Genomic DNA, 13,932 nt, shown 5'->3' with positions numbered 1-13,932 from the left:
CGCTCTCGATGTTCAAACTTTATTTTTGTGGAGAACAATACCGGAACAGTTTAGAAGTGTACGGGCACAGTTGTCACTTAACTAAGCCGTACAGGGGGTGTGCGGGGGAAAACTGTATGGGCGACAGAACCCGTTGTGGGAGCGGGCTCGCTCGCGATTTCGCCGCCGCGATGCGCCAGGCACACCGCTTTGATTCCATCGCGGGCAAGCCCGCTCCCATATTCAGCCAGCGATATCGGGCTTTAGCGCGCTGCGCCCAGTTGGCCTTTTTCGTCAGAGAAGACGATCTCAACCCGACGGTTCTGTGCCCGGCCGCGCTCCGTGGCATTGACATCAACCGGGTACTGATCGCCATAACCTTCCACCTGGATACGCTTCTCGTCGATACCCAGATCGACCAGCACATCGGCCACGGCCTGCGCGCGATCACGGGACAACTTGAGGTTGTCCTCCTTGCCTCCGGTGCTGTCGGTGTAGCCCTCGATCCGCACAATGCGCTTGGGGTTCAGTTGCAGGAAACGCACCAGCTTGAGCACCGTGCGGTTGGCCGAGTTTTTCAAGTCGGCTTCGCCAGTGTCGAACAACACGTCACCCAGGGTCATGACCAGACCACGGTCAGTCTGAGTAGTGGCCAGGCTGATGATTTGCTCTTCCAGCCATTGCCCCTGTTGCTGAACACTCAACAACTTGGCTTCACGCAGCGCCAGTTGCAGACGCTGACGTTCGAGTTCCAGCTTGGCCCCACGCTCTTCATTGAGCACCTGTTGCGTGTGCTCACGGGCGATTTCACTGTAGCGCTGGCTCAAATAGGCGTAATGCGCAACGTCTTCGCCACTGCCCCAGAAGCTGGACAAACGGTCAGCACGGGCCAGGGACTCACCGGCACGGATCACGTCCTTGGGCGCGATGCGCAGCACATTGGTGTCTTCCTTCACGGTCTGAAAGTCCGTGCTGGCCTGCTGCAAGGCCAGTTCGCTGTTGTGATGCCCGGCGCATCCGGTCAGGCTGACGCAACCCGCAACCAGCACCCCCATGAAAGCTCTGTGCGTAAGGCTCATTGCGCCTCCGCCAGTTGTTTGCGCAAGCGCGAAATACGGGTATTGAGCACGTTCAGTTGTTCCTGGCTTTTTTGCGTCAGCACACGGGCTTCGGCCAATCGGGCATCCAGTTCGGCTTGTTCGGCCTGCATGCGCGCGTCTTTGTAGGATTCATCTGCCATATCTGCCAGCGCTTGGGCCAGCTTGTCTTCGGCTTGTTTCAACTCAGCCAAGTCATCGGCTTTCGCACCCACGGCCTTGGCTTGCTCCAGGGCTTGTTCGGTCAAACGCAATTGTTCATTCGGCGCAGGATCGGCTGCACACCCCGCCAGAGCCAAAACGGCCAGGGCAGCGAAAAGAGGTCGAATTGTCACTAGGGATTCCTACTGTTTTGGGGCGCTGAGCGGTTGTAGCAATTGGGCTTTCCACCGCTCTAGATTGCGTTGCAGTACCGCCTCGGTCAGGCCGGACGCGGGCAATTCTGTCATCTTTTTGGCGAGCTGTCCGCGCAACCACGGTTCATTGCAGGCCGAGTCATGGGAAATGGCCAAAAACAGCCCGGGCTGATCAATGGGCTGCGAGCGCGCTATCAGGTCATCGGCAATGCCCAGGGTTTGCGCAGTGGCCATACCGGAATAGCGCCCGGCCAGAACGTATTCGACCTGGCCGAGCAGCAATTTCTGGAAAGCCTGGGTCAAGCCGGCTTGACGCTCCAGGGTGAGCTGATGCTGAGCGAACTCATTGAATGTCTCGCTTAGCCGGGCTTTCTCAGAAACGGCGCCCACATGCCCATACAAGTCGGCAGGCGTTTCGTAGACCAGGGTGGAGTCCTTGCGGGTCCACACCAGATAGTCGTTACGCACCAAGGGCGGGTGAATGTAGTCGAACGACGAAAGCCCGCCAACCGTCAGCGGCGCATCCAGCAACATGTCCATGCGCCCGGCACGCACTTCGTCCTGGGCCTGGGCACGCTTGCCACCGTAGAGCACTTCAACCTTGATCCCCAGCTCATGACCCGCCTGCTGGATCAGATCAGCACTGGCGCCGATCAAGTGCGCAGGGTCGGCTGGGTCGCGCCACAAATAAGGCGGTGCATCGGGACTGCCAGTGACGATCAGGCGCTCACACTTGCCCGCCGCCTCAGACAACACAGGCAATAACGCCAACCCCAATAGCAACCTGCTCAGTTGACGCACATCCATAGCCCTACGCTCCACACACAATTGAGACCCACAAAAAAGCCCGGTCACCCTGGCCATGAAGACGGTGCAAGACACTGAGTGCCCTGCCCTTCCCCACAGCCCGGATGACCGGGCTCTTTATAAGTGAAGCGACTGGATTAAACCAGCTTCTCCAGCTCAGGTACGGCTTCGAACAAGTCCGCTACCAGGCCGTAATCGGCCACCTGGAAGATTGGTGCTTCTTCGTCCTTGTTGATCGCAACGATCACCTTGGAGTCTTTCATGCCGGCCAGATGCTGGATCGCGCCGGAAATGCCCACCGCGATGTACAGCTGTGGCGCAACGATTTTACCGGTCTGACCGACCTGCATGTCGTTAGGCACAAAACCTGCGTCCACTGCTGCGCGAGATGCGCCAACAGCAGCGCCCAGCTTGTCAGCCAGGGTGTAGAGCAGTTTGAAGTTGTCACCGTTCTGCATGCCGCGACCGCCGGAAACGACGATCTTGGCAGCGGTCAATTCAGGGCGGTCCGACTTGGCCAGTTCTTCGCCAACGAACGACGAAGTGCCTGCATCGTGAACCGCTGCAACCGCTTCAACCGCTGCCGAACCCCCTTCTGCGGCAACCGGGTCGAAACCGGTCGCACGTACGGTGATCACTTTTACCGGCGCAGTGGACTGCACGGTGGCAATGGCGTTACCGGCATAGATCGGACGCGTGAAAGTATCAGCGCTGACGACCGAAACGATCTCGGAGATCTGATCCACGTCCAACTGCGCAGCAACGCGCGGCAGGATGTTTTTGCCGTTGGACGTGGCAGCCGCCAGGATGTGGCTGTAGCCAGCCCCCAGCTCAGCAACCAATGGTGCAACGTTTTCAGGCAACTGATGGGCGTAAGCCGCGTTGTCGGCGACCAGCACTTTAGCCACGCCAGCGATTTTCGCGGCGGCTTCGGCTACAGCGCCAATGCCCTGGCCTGCAACCAGAACGTTGATGTCGCCACCGATTTTAGCGGCAGCGGCTACGGTGTTCAGCGTGGCCGGAGCCAGCGTCTTGCCGTCGTGTTCTGCGATTACCAAGATAGTCATGATTAGATTACCTTCGCTTCGTTTTTCAGTTTCTCGACCAGTTCAGCCACCGACTTGACCTTGATGCCAGCGCTGCGTGCTGCAGGCGCTTCAACTTTCAGGGTTTTGTTGGTCGAAGCCGTGGAAACACCCAGCGCGTCCGGGGTCAGCACTTCAAGCGGCTTCTTCTTGGCTTTCATGATGTTTGGCAAGGACGCATAACGCGGCTCGTTCAAACGCAGGTCAGTGGTGATGATCGCTGGCAAGCTCAGCGAAACAGTTTGCGCGCCGCCATCCACTTCACGGGTCACGGCAACCTTGTCACCTGCCACTTCGACTTTGGAAGCGAAAGTGCCCTGACCGAAACCGGTCAGCGCAGCCAGCATCTGGCCGGTCTGGTTGTTGTCGCTGTCGATGGCCTGTTTGCCCAGGATCACCAGCTGAGGCTGTTCCTTGTCGACAACGGCCTTGAGCAGCTTGGCTACGGCCAAGGAGGTCAGGTCTTCGGCGGACTCGACGAGAATGGCGCGATCTGCACCCAGTGCCAGCGCGGTACGCAGCTGTTCCTGAGCAGTGGTCGGGCCGATGGAGACGACGACGATTTCAGTCGCAACACCTTTTTCTTTCAGGCGTACGGCTTCTTCCACAGCGATTTCGCAGAAGGGGTTCATCGACATCTTGACGTTGGCGAGGTCAACGCCGGAGTTGTCCGCTTTGACGCGTACTTTAACGTTGTAATCGACCACTCGTTTGACAGCTACAAGAACCTTCATGGATTCCTCGTTACTCTCCGGTGAAAAGAAAGTCGCCTAGGCGAACCTGGCGGTTGATGCTCATCAGCACAAGGGCACCTCCAAAGATCGTTGCTTTGCTTATAGACGAGTACCGACGATTCCCCGTGCGACCGTCTGTCCGATGTGACTAACAAGTCATACACCGAAAGGACGTGTAAACTCCGCTCAAAAAATGGCAGGCTCCTACAGGCTTGTGCCTATGCCCTGTCTTTAGAGGTGCTCTTGAAACCAACAATCAGCCTACGGCGAGCGCAAAACCGCCCGTATCTTGACCGGAACGCCTTTTGCGGTCAATACAGCAAATGGGCCAGTTTTGAGCCGCGCGTCTTTGATTTATCTGGCTTGCAGCGGATTCAAACAAACGTTTGTATTGGACGCTGCTAGTGGTGTAGATATAATGCCCGCCCATCAGAGAGAGCGGTGCGTCATCCATTGATTCTTCAACCTCGGGGTCGAGGGCGTAATGGATGAAGTGCCAAACCTCCAATTAGAAAAATACCGTTGAGCCTTGAGTAGGAGAGAACCTGTGGAACGCGAATACATGGAATTCGACGTGGTCATCGTCGGCGCCGGCCCTGCCGGTTTGTCCGCCGCCTGCCGCTTAAAGCAGAAGGCCGCCGAAGCCGGTAAAGAAATCAGCGTCTGCGTGGTTGAAAAAGGCTCCGAAGTCGGTGCTCACATTCTATCTGGTGCTGTTTTCGAACCCCGTGCCTTGAACGAATTGTTCCCGGACTGGAAAGAACTGGGCGCTCCGCTCAACACTCCAGTGACCCGCGACGACATCTATGTACTGCGCAGCGATAGCACTGCGACCAAGGTGCCTGACCTTTTTGTGCCTAAAACCATGCACAACGAAGGCAACTACATCATCTCCCTGGGCAACCTGTGCCGCTGGCTGGCGCAACAGGCCGAAAACCTGGGCGTAGAAATCTACCCCGGCTTTGCTGCTCAAGAAGTCCTGTTCGACGAAAACAATGTGGTTCGCGGGATCATCACCGGCGACCTGGGCGTTGACCGTGAAGGCAACCCTAAAGAAGGTCTATACACCCCGGGCATGGAGCTGCGTGGCAAGTACACCCTGTTCGCAGAAGGCTGCCGTGGCCACCTGGGCAAGCAACTGATCGAACGCTTCAAGCTCGACAGTGAGGCCGACGCCCAGCATTACGGTATTGGCCTGAAGGAAATCTGGGAAATCGACCCGGCCAAACATCAGCCAGGCCTGGTCGTCCACACCGCTGGCTGGCCGCTGGACATCATCAGCAGCGAAAACACCGGCGGCTCTTTCCTGTATCACCTGGAAAACAACCAGGTCGTTGTCGGCCTGATCGTTGACCTGTCCTACAGCAACACGTTCCTGTCACCGTTCGACGAGTTTCAGCGCCTCAAGCATCACCCGGTGCTCAAGCAATACCTCGAAGGCGGCAAACGCATCAGCTACGGCGCCCGCGCCCTGGCCAAAGGCGGTCTGAACTCCCTGCCAAAAATGGTTTTCAACGGTGGCGCACTGATTGGTTGCGACTTGGGCACCATGAACGTGGCCAAGATCAAGGGCAGCCACACTGCAATGAAGTCCGGCATGCTCGCAGCAGAAGCTGTGGCCGAGTCACTGCTGGCGGACTCCGAAGGCGGTGACGTACTCAACACCTACGTTGAGGCCTTCAAAGCCAGCTGGCTGTTCGACGAACTGTTCGCCAGCCGTAACTTCGGCCCGGCAATGCACAAGTTCGGCCCGATCATGGGCGCGGGCTTCAACTGGATGGATCAGAACATCTTCGGCGGCAAACTGCCGTTCACCCTGCACGACACCAAGCCAGACTATGCGTGTCTGAAACAGGCCAAAGACTGCAAGAAAATCGACTACCCGAAACCCGACGGCAAGCTCAGCTTCGACAAGCTCAGCTCGGTGTTCATCTCCAGCACCAACCATGAAGAAGAGCAGCCGTGCCACCTCAAGCTGCGCGACCCGAGCATCCCGATCAGCGTCAACCTGCCGCTCTACGACGAGCCGGCACAGCGCTACTGCCCGGCGGGCGTGTACGAGGTGATCACCCAGGAAAGCGGCGAAAAACGCTTCCAGATCAACTCGCAAAACTGCGTTCACTGCAAAACCTGTGACATCAAGGACCCATCGCAGAACATCACCTGGGTAACCCCGGAAGGTGGCGGCGGGCCGACTTACCCGAACATGTAAGTCAAAAAGGCTCCTTCGGGGGCCTTTTTTATTGCCCCCGGATTTGTGGGAGCGGGCTTGCTCGCGATGGGATCGCCCAGGTTTGCCTGACAGATTGCGCTGCCCGCATCGCGAGCAAGCCCTCTCCCACAACAGGCCCGTCACACCGGCTGGCTAGCACCCACCCCTTCATGCCCCGGGCTGCGCTCGAAGTAGCGCTTGTACTCGCGACTGAACTGCGAAGTACTTTGATAGCCCACGCGCTCTGCCACCTGCGCCACACCCAGTCCCTCGCTCAATAACAATTGCTGTGCCCGCAACAGCCGCAAACGCTTGAGGTACTGCACCGGCGACAGCAAAGTGCTGCGCTTGAAATGTTCGTGAAACGTGGATGCACTCATGTTCGCGCAACGGGCCAGGGTCTCGACATTCAGCGGCTGCGCGAAATGCTCATGCAAGTGACTCAACGATGCCGCCACCCGTGCAAACTGCCCTTGCTGCTCGACCAATGCCCGCAACACACCCGCCTGCGGCCCGCGCAATGCCGCGAACAACACTTCGCGCAGCCGTGCCTGGCCCATGATCCGGCACTCCATCGGATCATGCAGGCAACGCAGCAGGCGCTCGACGGCGTGGCGCATGTCGTCATCCAGTACCGCCGACGTCATCGACTCAGGCGTCTGCGCCACGGCACTGCGATCCGGGGCCAGCCCCATCGCCAGCACCAACTCCCCCAGCACGGCGCGATCAATACTGATTGCCACCCCCAGCAGAGGCGCGTCCTCGGAGGCAAAGGTTTCACACTCAAAAGGCACTGACAGCGCCTGCACCAGATAATGCCCTGCACCGTATTCCATCGTGCGCTGCCCCAGATAGGCCAACTTACTGCCTTGGGCAATCACCATTAGGCTAGGCTCATAGATCTGCGGCATACGGGCCACTACCCGGCACGCAGAAACAACCCGAACTTCAGGTAACAAGGTGGACACAAAACCGGTTTGTGTCGCCAGCGGTTCGATCAGAGACACCAGCATGGCGTTCTCGTCCCGGTGACGGGTCAAAAGCATGGAGAAATTTTCACAGGAGGAATAGACAGCTGCATCTTCGCAGAATTGGTCAATAAAGCGACAGCAGACCTGTTACTCCGGAGTATTAGGCATGACACACGGAGGAATCGTCATAGTCCTGCAAAGCATCCAGGCGCAAAATCCCCCCCTCTACACAGTCAACGTTTCGCGAGGTTCTCATGTCCACTGTCACTTATAACGCTATCGGTTATGCCGCTCAGAACGCCAAGGCCCCACTGGCGCCGATGCAGTTCAACCGTCGCGCCCCCCGCCCGGACGACGTCGCCATCGAAGTGCTGTACTGCGGCGTTTGCCACTCCGACATCCACCAGGCGCGCAATGACTGGGGCTTCGCGACTTACCCCCTGATGCCTGGCCATGAAATCGTCGGCAAGGTGACGGCCATTGGCGACAAAGTCACCAAACACAAGGTCGGCGACCTGGTCGGCGTAGGCTGCATGGTCGACTCGTGCCGTACCTGCTCGGCCTGCAAGGAAGATCTTGAGCAATACTGCCTGGAAGGCATGACCCAGACCTACGCCAGCCCGGACCGTATCGACGGCACGCTGACAATGGGCGGTTACTCGAACAACATGGTGGTCAGCGAACACTTCGTGCTGAGCATCCCGAAAAACCTCGACCCGGCCAGCGCCGCACCGCTGCTGTGCGCCGGCATCACCACCTACTCGCCACTGGTTCATTACGGTGTTGAGCCGGGCGACAAGGTCGGGATTCTGGGCATGGGCGGCCTGGGCCACATGGGCATCAAGTTCGCCAAGGCCCTGGGCGCTGAAGTGACGCTGTTCACCCGCTCCCAGGCCAAGGCCGAAGAAGCCTATCGCCAAGGTGCAGACCACGTGATCGTGTCCACCGACGCCGAGCAGATGAAAGCCGCTGCAGGCACCTTCAACTTCCTGCTGGACACCATTCCGGTGCCGCACGACCTGAACCCGTACCTCGAAACCCTGACGTTTGACGGCGTGCACATTCTGGTGGGCCTGATCGAACCGGTTGAACCGGCACTCAACGCCTTCAACCTGGTATTCAAGCGCCGCGTGCTGGCCGGTTCGTTGATCGGCGGCATTGCCGAAACCCAGGAGATGCTGGATTTCAGCGCCGAGCACGGGATTACCTGCGACATCGAAATGCTCGACATCAAAAACATCAACGAAGCCTTTGAGCGCGTGGTTAAAGGCGACGTGAAATACCGTTTCGTGATCGACATGAAAACCCTGAAAGCCTAAGCCAAGGGTTTTAGCCGCCCAACTCCGCCGATATCTGTTGTGCGGCATGGGTAATGACCGGGATCAACCCGGTCATTTTCTCATGGGGCATATACGGCACAGTGCTGGCGATACTGATGGCCGCGACGATCTGCCCGCTGGCATCACGTATGGGCGCAGCCACACAGCGGATCGACGGTTCGTTGTCTTCCAGGTCAAACGCATACCCTCCCGCCACATACCCGCGCATGCGCTCCTCGAACTGCTCCCACGACGGCTCCTGATGATCGGGCCACAACGGGTTTTTGCCGCCTGCGCTCTGGCCGGCTTCATACAGGCGCCGCCATTCGTCCAGGGGCGCATCCAGCAACATGGCCTTGCCAATACCGGTACGTGCCATCGCCATCCGGTGCCCCACCCGCGAACGCATCTCCGGGCCATTTCGCCCCGGGTTCTTGTGCAGGTACAGCACCTCATCCCCCTCGCGCACCGCCAAATGAATGGTATCGCCGGTCAAGGCTGACAATTGATCCAGATACGGCTCGGCCAGCGTCACCAACGGCAGCTCTTCACGGGCCTGAAAACCCAACTCGATCAGCTTGGGACCCAGCAAATATCCCACTTTGGGCAACACCCGCAAATAACGCTCATCCACCAGGCAACTGGCCAGGCGATGGGTGGTGCTGCGCGTGGTCCCGATCACCCGGGCGATGTCCTTGAGGTCGCGCGCGCCATTGGCCACGGCCTGAACCACCGCCAGGCCGCGGAGCAAGGTTTGAGTACCGGTCGGAGCGATTTTCGTGGAGTCGTCCTGCATAGCCAGCCTTTCCATTGATAGGTGAGAACCGGGCAGCATTATGGTCGCCCGGCTGACTGACGGCTACAGCTCGATCCGCTCGACCTTGCCCACCAGCAAGATGTAGGACAACGCCCCCAGCAGCGCCAGCACCGAAATATAGGTGATTGCCGGGGCAAACGAGTCGCCGGTGGCCAAAAAGCCGATCACGATGGGCGTGGTAATCGCCGACAGGTTACCGATCAAATTGAACACCCCGCCGGTAAGCCCCAGCAGCCGCGCCGGTGCCAGTGTCGACACCAGGGACCAGGTAATCGACGCCAGCCCGTTGCCAAAAAACGCCAGGGCCAGAAACGCAATCACCAGCGGCGTCGAGTCGACAAAGTTGGCGCCAATGATCGAGGTCGAAATCAGCAACCCGCCAATGATCGGCAGCTTGCGGGCAAAGCCCACCGAGTAGCCGCGACGAATCAACCAGTCAGAAAAGAACCCGGAACACAGCACGCCCACAAACGCCGCCAGAAACGGCAACGAAGCCAGCAAACCGGACTTGATAAAGTCCATGCCGCGGTATTTCACCAGGTAGGTGGGGAACCATGTCAGGAAAAACCACAGCGTCGAATTCAGGCAGAACTGCCCCAGATAAATGCCCCACAGTTTACGTTTGGTGAGCACGATCCCCAGGTCCAGCCAACTGAACGCCGCCTTGCGTTTGGCGGTCTGGCTCTGGATATCCACCAGCCCGCCCCCCTCGGCGATCAAATCGATTTCAGCCTGATTGACGCCCTTGAAGTCCCGGGGTTCGCGGTACACCGCGTACCAGATAACGGCCCAGGCAATCCCCACCGCACCGGTGCTGACAAACACCATGTGCCAGCCCCAGTGGTGCTGCAGCCAGGCCAGTACCGGCGTCAGAAACGCCAGGCCGACAAACTGCCCTGAAGTGTAAAAACCAATGGCCGTAGCGCGCTCGCGCTCCGGGAACCAGGTGGTCACCACCCGGCTGTTGATCGGGTACGCCGGGGCTTCCAGCGCACCCACCGCCATGCGCAAGACGAACAGGGCGATAAAGCTCGCGGCAAAGCCGAGCATCACCGTGGCCACCGACCACAGCAGCAAGGCGACGCTGTAGAGAATACGCGGCGGCACCCGATCCACCAGCCAGCCGCCGGGGATTTGCATGGCGGCGTAAGTCCAGCCGAAAGCCGAAAAAATCAGGCCCACATGCACCGGGTCCAGCCCCAGGTCGGTGGTCAGTGCGGGTGCGGCAATCGACAGGTTGCTGCGGTCCAGGTAGTTGATCACCACGGTGATGAACAACAGCACCATGATGAAAAAACGCTTGCGGCTAGGCGCCACTAAAATCGCGGGCGCGACAGTGCTTGCAGATGACATGGGCATGCCTCTTTCTTATGTTTATTGAGGTCGTGGGGCAGAACCTGTAGTCGCTGCCGCAGGCTGCGAAGGGGCCATCGGTGCTTGCGATATAACGTGTTGCTACGCAACCCTTCGCAGCCTTCGGCAGCGACTACATGAGTGGCATTACCACTCGGCAAAACTGCCATCGGCATGGCGCCAGATCGGGTTGCGCCAGCGGTGGCCGATCAACGCACGTTCCTGCACGTACTCTTCGTTGATCTCGATACCCAGGCCCGGACCGTTGGGGATTTTTACAAAGCCTTTGTCGTAATCGAATACCGCCGGGTCTTTGACGTAGTCCAGCAGGTCGTTGCTTTCGTTGTAGTGGATGCCCAGGCTTTGCTCCTGGATAAAGGCGTTGTAGCAGACCGCATCCAGTTGCAAGCAGGCTGCCAGTGCAATCGGCCCCAGGGGGCAGTGCAAGGCCAGGGCCACGTCATAGGCTTCGGCCATGTTGGCGATTTTGCGGGTTTCGGTGATCCCGCCCGCATGGGACGCATCCGGCTGGATGATGTCGACATAACCTTCGCTGAGCACCCGCTTGAAATCCCAGCGTGAAAACAGCCGCTCGCCAAGGGCAATCGGTGTGCTGGTCAGCGGCGCCAGCTCTTTAAGCGCCTCGTAGTTTTCGCTCAGTACCGGTTCTTCGATAAACATCAGCTTGTACGCGTCCAGCTCCTTCATCAGGATCTTGGCCATCGGCTTGTGGACACGACCATGGAAATCCACACCAATGCCGACATTAGGTCCCACCGCATCACGCACCGCCGCCACGTTGGCCAGCGCCAGATCGACCTTTTCAAAGCTGTCGACAAACTGCAGCTCTTCGGTGCCGTTCATTTTTATCGCGGTAAACCCCCGGCTCACGGCCTCTTTGGCTGCCCTGGCCGTGTCGGCCGGACGGTCGCCGCCGATCCACGAATAGACCCGGATCTTGTCCCGCACCTGGCCACCCAGCAAATCGCTGATCGACACCCCCAGCGCCTTGCCCTTGATATCCCACAGTGCCTGGTCGATACCGGCCAGGGCGCTCATGTGTACCGCCCCGCCACGGTAAAAACCGCCGCGATAGAGCACGGTCCAGATGTCTTCGATATTGCGCGGGTCCTTGCCGATCAAGTAGTCCGACAGTTCATCCACCGCAGTGGCCACGGTGTGGGCGCGGCCTTCGACCACGGGTTCACCCCAGCCGGTCACGCCTTCATCGGTTTCGATCTTCAGGAACAACCAGCGCGGCGGAACCAGATAGGTGGTGAGTTTGGTGATTTTCATCGTGTTGTCTCTCTTGTTCGATGGGGCGCCACAGCGCCAGTCAGTTGGCCTGACGCCGGGCATTCCAGGCGTGCACGTAGGCTTTGGCGTTAACCGCCACTTGATCCGGGCTCATCCCGGGCTTGAACAGGCCGGAGCCTAAACCGAACCCGGATACCCCGGCATCGACAAACACCTGCATGTTGTCCGGGGTTATGCCGCCAACCGGGATCAGCAACGTACCGGCGGGCAACACGGCCAGCCAGGCCTTGACCACGGCCGGGCCCATTTGCTCGGCCGGGAACATCTTCAGCACATCGGCACCTTCGGCCAGCGCAGCAAAGGCTTCGGTGGGCGTGGCGACACCCGGCGACAGGTACAAGCCCGCCGCCTTGGCCGCACGCAGCACGGTGGGGTCGCTGTGGGGCATGACAATCACCTGCCCCCCCGCCGCTTTCACCTGCTCGACCTGTTGCGCCGTCAACACCGTGCCCGCGCCGACCAGGCAGTCGGCAGGCAAGGTGCTGCGCAAGATACGGATGCTTTCATAGGGCTGTGGAGAATTGAGCGGTACTTCCAGGGTACGAAAACCCTCTTCATACAGCACTTTGCCGATAGCTTGCGCCTCGTGTGGACGCAAACCGCGAAGAATCGCGATCAGTCCGTTTTTTGCCAGTGCTTGCTTGAGCATCTCAGGCCTCCAGATCAGTGTGTTGGAGCAACCCGGCCGCCTGGGCCAGGTGCCATAAACCTTGCTCGGTAGCCTGTTCTGCCAGGCTCACATCGGCGAATCCGCAGGCACCCAGTGCACGCCGGTAGCGCTCACAGAGTTGCGTATTGCCAATCAGAATGATCGCTGGCAGCGGTTTAGCGCCCCGGCGTCGGCGTAACACATTGCCCAGCGCGGCCAGCTCATGACCAATCAGCAGACCGGACACATAGTCAGGCTGCTGGACCGGGCTTAGCTGCCCGGTAAGGCTCAGGGTACGTGCGCTGAACAGCGTCGACAGCGGGCCGCGCTCGCCGTCCGGGGACAGCGCCACCTCTACGCCACGGGCAAATGCAGCGGCGTCAAACTGCGCAGCAGGCTGCTGGGTACGACCCAGAATCGTGTGCTCGCAGACGGCGGCATACAACTCGCCAGTCATGAAGGTATCGAAATGCACCAGGCAGCCGTCCTGCACCTGCACCCATTTGGAGTGGCTGCCTGGCAGGCCGATCAAGCAATCGTTGAGATGAGGGTGGGTTTGCAGGACGCCCAGTACCTGGGTTTCTTCGCCGCGCATGACGTTGGGCAGGGTTGAGTGCTGGATCACGCCCGGCACGATATGGACATCAACTCCCTGCACGCTGCGTACCGTCTGCAAGGCTGTGCTCAAGTCCGCGAGGCTGGCAGGTGTCTCGCGGTAAGCCGCCTCAATCCAGCCCTGGGCGCTACCGACCATGCCGCAGGCAATGACCGGGATGCCGGGGTTGGCTTGCAGCCAGTCGGCACATGCCTCATCGAACGCCAGCTCAAAGCCGTCGGTACACCAGTGACCTGCAATCAACCGGGCGGTATCCGGCAACTGCATGATCCCGCAAGCCAGCGAGCGCATTTTCAGCACCTGCCCGGCGGGGCCGAGTAAATAAGCACGAAGGGAGGTCGTTCCCCAATCGAGCGCGATCAATTGCGCCTGCATCGCTTCACCTGTTTTGTTTTTAGCAGTGAATGCTGTGAGTCCGTGCAGGAGACTATAAACCGCCAGCGCTGTAAATCTCAATATATAAATATACATCTCATATATAGGGATTTAATACGCTTTAAACTCTGTAACCGCTGCCGCAGGCTGCGATGGGGTTGGTGCGCCACTGCGACGTAGCGACCTTAATCTTTTGATCAGGAATGAAGGCCCTTCGGCCCTTATCGCCGCCTGCGGCAGCGACT

At 59.2% G+C, this 13,932-nt stretch carries 13 protein-coding genes; 2 read left to right on the top strand and 11 right to left on the bottom strand.

Annotation, left to right across the window (positions count from 1 at the left end; all coding sequences use genetic code 11):
* Positions 1 to 242: 242 nt before the first annotated feature.
* The 5 genes from AC19YQ_RS03160 to AC19YQ_RS03140 all read right to left on the bottom strand — a co-directional run bounded on the left by AC19YQ_RS03160 (position 243) and on the right by AC19YQ_RS03140 (position 4,058).
* Positions 243 to 1,058 carry an OmpA family protein gene (locus AC19YQ_RS03160; RefSeq protein ID WP_339474352.1) on the bottom strand — a complete coding sequence of 272 codons (816 nt, stop codon included), beginning with the start codon at positions 1,056 to 1,058 and terminating at the stop codon, positions 243 to 245.
* Positions 1,055 to 1,411, bottom strand: a complete 357-nt coding sequence (locus tag AC19YQ_RS03155; RefSeq protein WP_133075626.1) for a DUF4398 domain-containing protein — start codon at positions 1,409 to 1,411, stop codon at positions 1,055 to 1,057. Before AC19YQ_RS03155 ends, AC19YQ_RS03160 begins: the two co-directional genes overlap by 4 nt.
* 9 nt (positions 1,412 to 1,420) lie before the next feature.
* Positions 1,421 to 2,239, bottom strand: a complete 819-nt coding sequence (locus AC19YQ_RS03150; protein WP_500594564.1) for a substrate-binding periplasmic protein — start codon at positions 2,237 to 2,239, stop codon at positions 1,421 to 1,423.
* Positions 2,240 to 2,376: 137 nt separating this feature from the next.
* Positions 2,377 to 3,306, bottom strand: a complete 930-nt coding sequence (locus AC19YQ_RS03145; RefSeq protein WP_339474356.1) for an electron transfer flavoprotein subunit alpha/FixB family protein — start codon at positions 3,304 to 3,306, stop codon at positions 2,377 to 2,379.
* Between the two features lie 2 nt (positions 3,307 to 3,308).
* On the bottom strand, positions 3,309 to 4,058 hold the full coding sequence (locus AC19YQ_RS03140) for an electron transfer flavoprotein subunit beta/FixA family protein (protein WP_046809636.1): 750 nt from the start codon (positions 4,056 to 4,058) through the stop codon (positions 3,309 to 3,311).
* A gap of 547 nt (positions 4,059 to 4,605) precedes the next feature.
* Between AC19YQ_RS03140 and AC19YQ_RS03135 the strand changes: the two genes are divergently transcribed.
* The gene (locus AC19YQ_RS03135) at positions 4,606 to 6,270 is read left to right on the top strand and encodes an electron transfer flavoprotein-ubiquinone oxidoreductase (RefSeq protein ID WP_500594563.1); all 1,665 of its coding nucleotides are present in this window, start codon (positions 4,606 to 4,608) and stop codon (positions 6,268 to 6,270) included.
* Between the two features lie 140 nt (positions 6,271 to 6,410).
* Here AC19YQ_RS03135 and AC19YQ_RS03130 read toward each other — a convergent pair whose 3' ends face one another.
* The gene (locus AC19YQ_RS03130; protein ID WP_500594562.1) at positions 6,411 to 7,316 is read right to left on the bottom strand and encodes an AraC family transcriptional regulator; all 906 of its coding nucleotides are present in this window, start codon (positions 7,314 to 7,316) and stop codon (positions 6,411 to 6,413) included.
* 179 nt (positions 7,317 to 7,495) lie between these two features.
* On the opposite strand from AC19YQ_RS03130, the gene AC19YQ_RS03125 reads away from it, so the two are divergent.
* On the top strand, positions 7,496 to 8,560 hold the full coding sequence (locus AC19YQ_RS03125) for an NAD(P)-dependent alcohol dehydrogenase (protein ID WP_500594561.1): 1,065 nt from the start codon (positions 7,496 to 7,498) through the stop codon (positions 8,558 to 8,560).
* 10 nt (positions 8,561 to 8,570) lie between these two features.
* On the opposite strand, the gene AC19YQ_RS03120 is transcribed toward AC19YQ_RS03125, so the two are convergent.
* From AC19YQ_RS03120 to AC19YQ_RS03100, 5 genes are all read right to left on the bottom strand, one after another.
* Positions 8,571 to 9,356, bottom strand: a complete 786-nt coding sequence (locus tag AC19YQ_RS03120; RefSeq protein WP_133075633.1) for an IclR family transcriptional regulator — start codon at positions 9,354 to 9,356, stop codon at positions 8,571 to 8,573.
* A gap of 63 nt (positions 9,357 to 9,419) precedes the next feature.
* Positions 9,420 to 10,730 (bottom strand): MFS transporter, encoded by a 1,311-nt coding sequence (locus AC19YQ_RS03115; RefSeq protein WP_500594560.1) that lies wholly within the window; start codon positions 10,728 to 10,730, stop codon positions 9,420 to 9,422.
* A 147-nt stretch (positions 10,731 to 10,877) separates the two neighbouring features.
* Positions 10,878 to 12,026, bottom strand: a complete 1,149-nt coding sequence (gene dgoD / locus AC19YQ_RS03110) for a galactonate dehydratase (protein ID WP_500594559.1) — start codon at positions 12,024 to 12,026, stop codon at positions 10,878 to 10,880.
* A 40-nt stretch (positions 12,027 to 12,066) separates the two neighbouring features.
* The gene (locus AC19YQ_RS03105; protein ID WP_339473898.1) at positions 12,067 to 12,696 is read right to left on the bottom strand and encodes a 2-dehydro-3-deoxy-6-phosphogalactonate aldolase; all 630 of its coding nucleotides are present in this window, start codon (positions 12,694 to 12,696) and stop codon (positions 12,067 to 12,069) included.
* A 1-nt stretch (position 12,697) separates the two neighbouring features.
* Positions 12,698 to 13,687: a 2-dehydro-3-deoxygalactonokinase gene (locus AC19YQ_RS03100; protein WP_500594558.1), complete on the bottom strand. Its 990-nt coding sequence runs from the start codon at positions 13,685 to 13,687 to the stop codon at positions 12,698 to 12,700.
* Positions 13,688 to 13,932: the final 245 nt, after the last annotated feature.

Source organism: Pseudomonas sp. MF06569, assembly GCF_059862735.1.
Note: the sequence above shows the minus strand (reverse complement) of the source record. Positions and strands in the feature narration are given on the sequence as shown.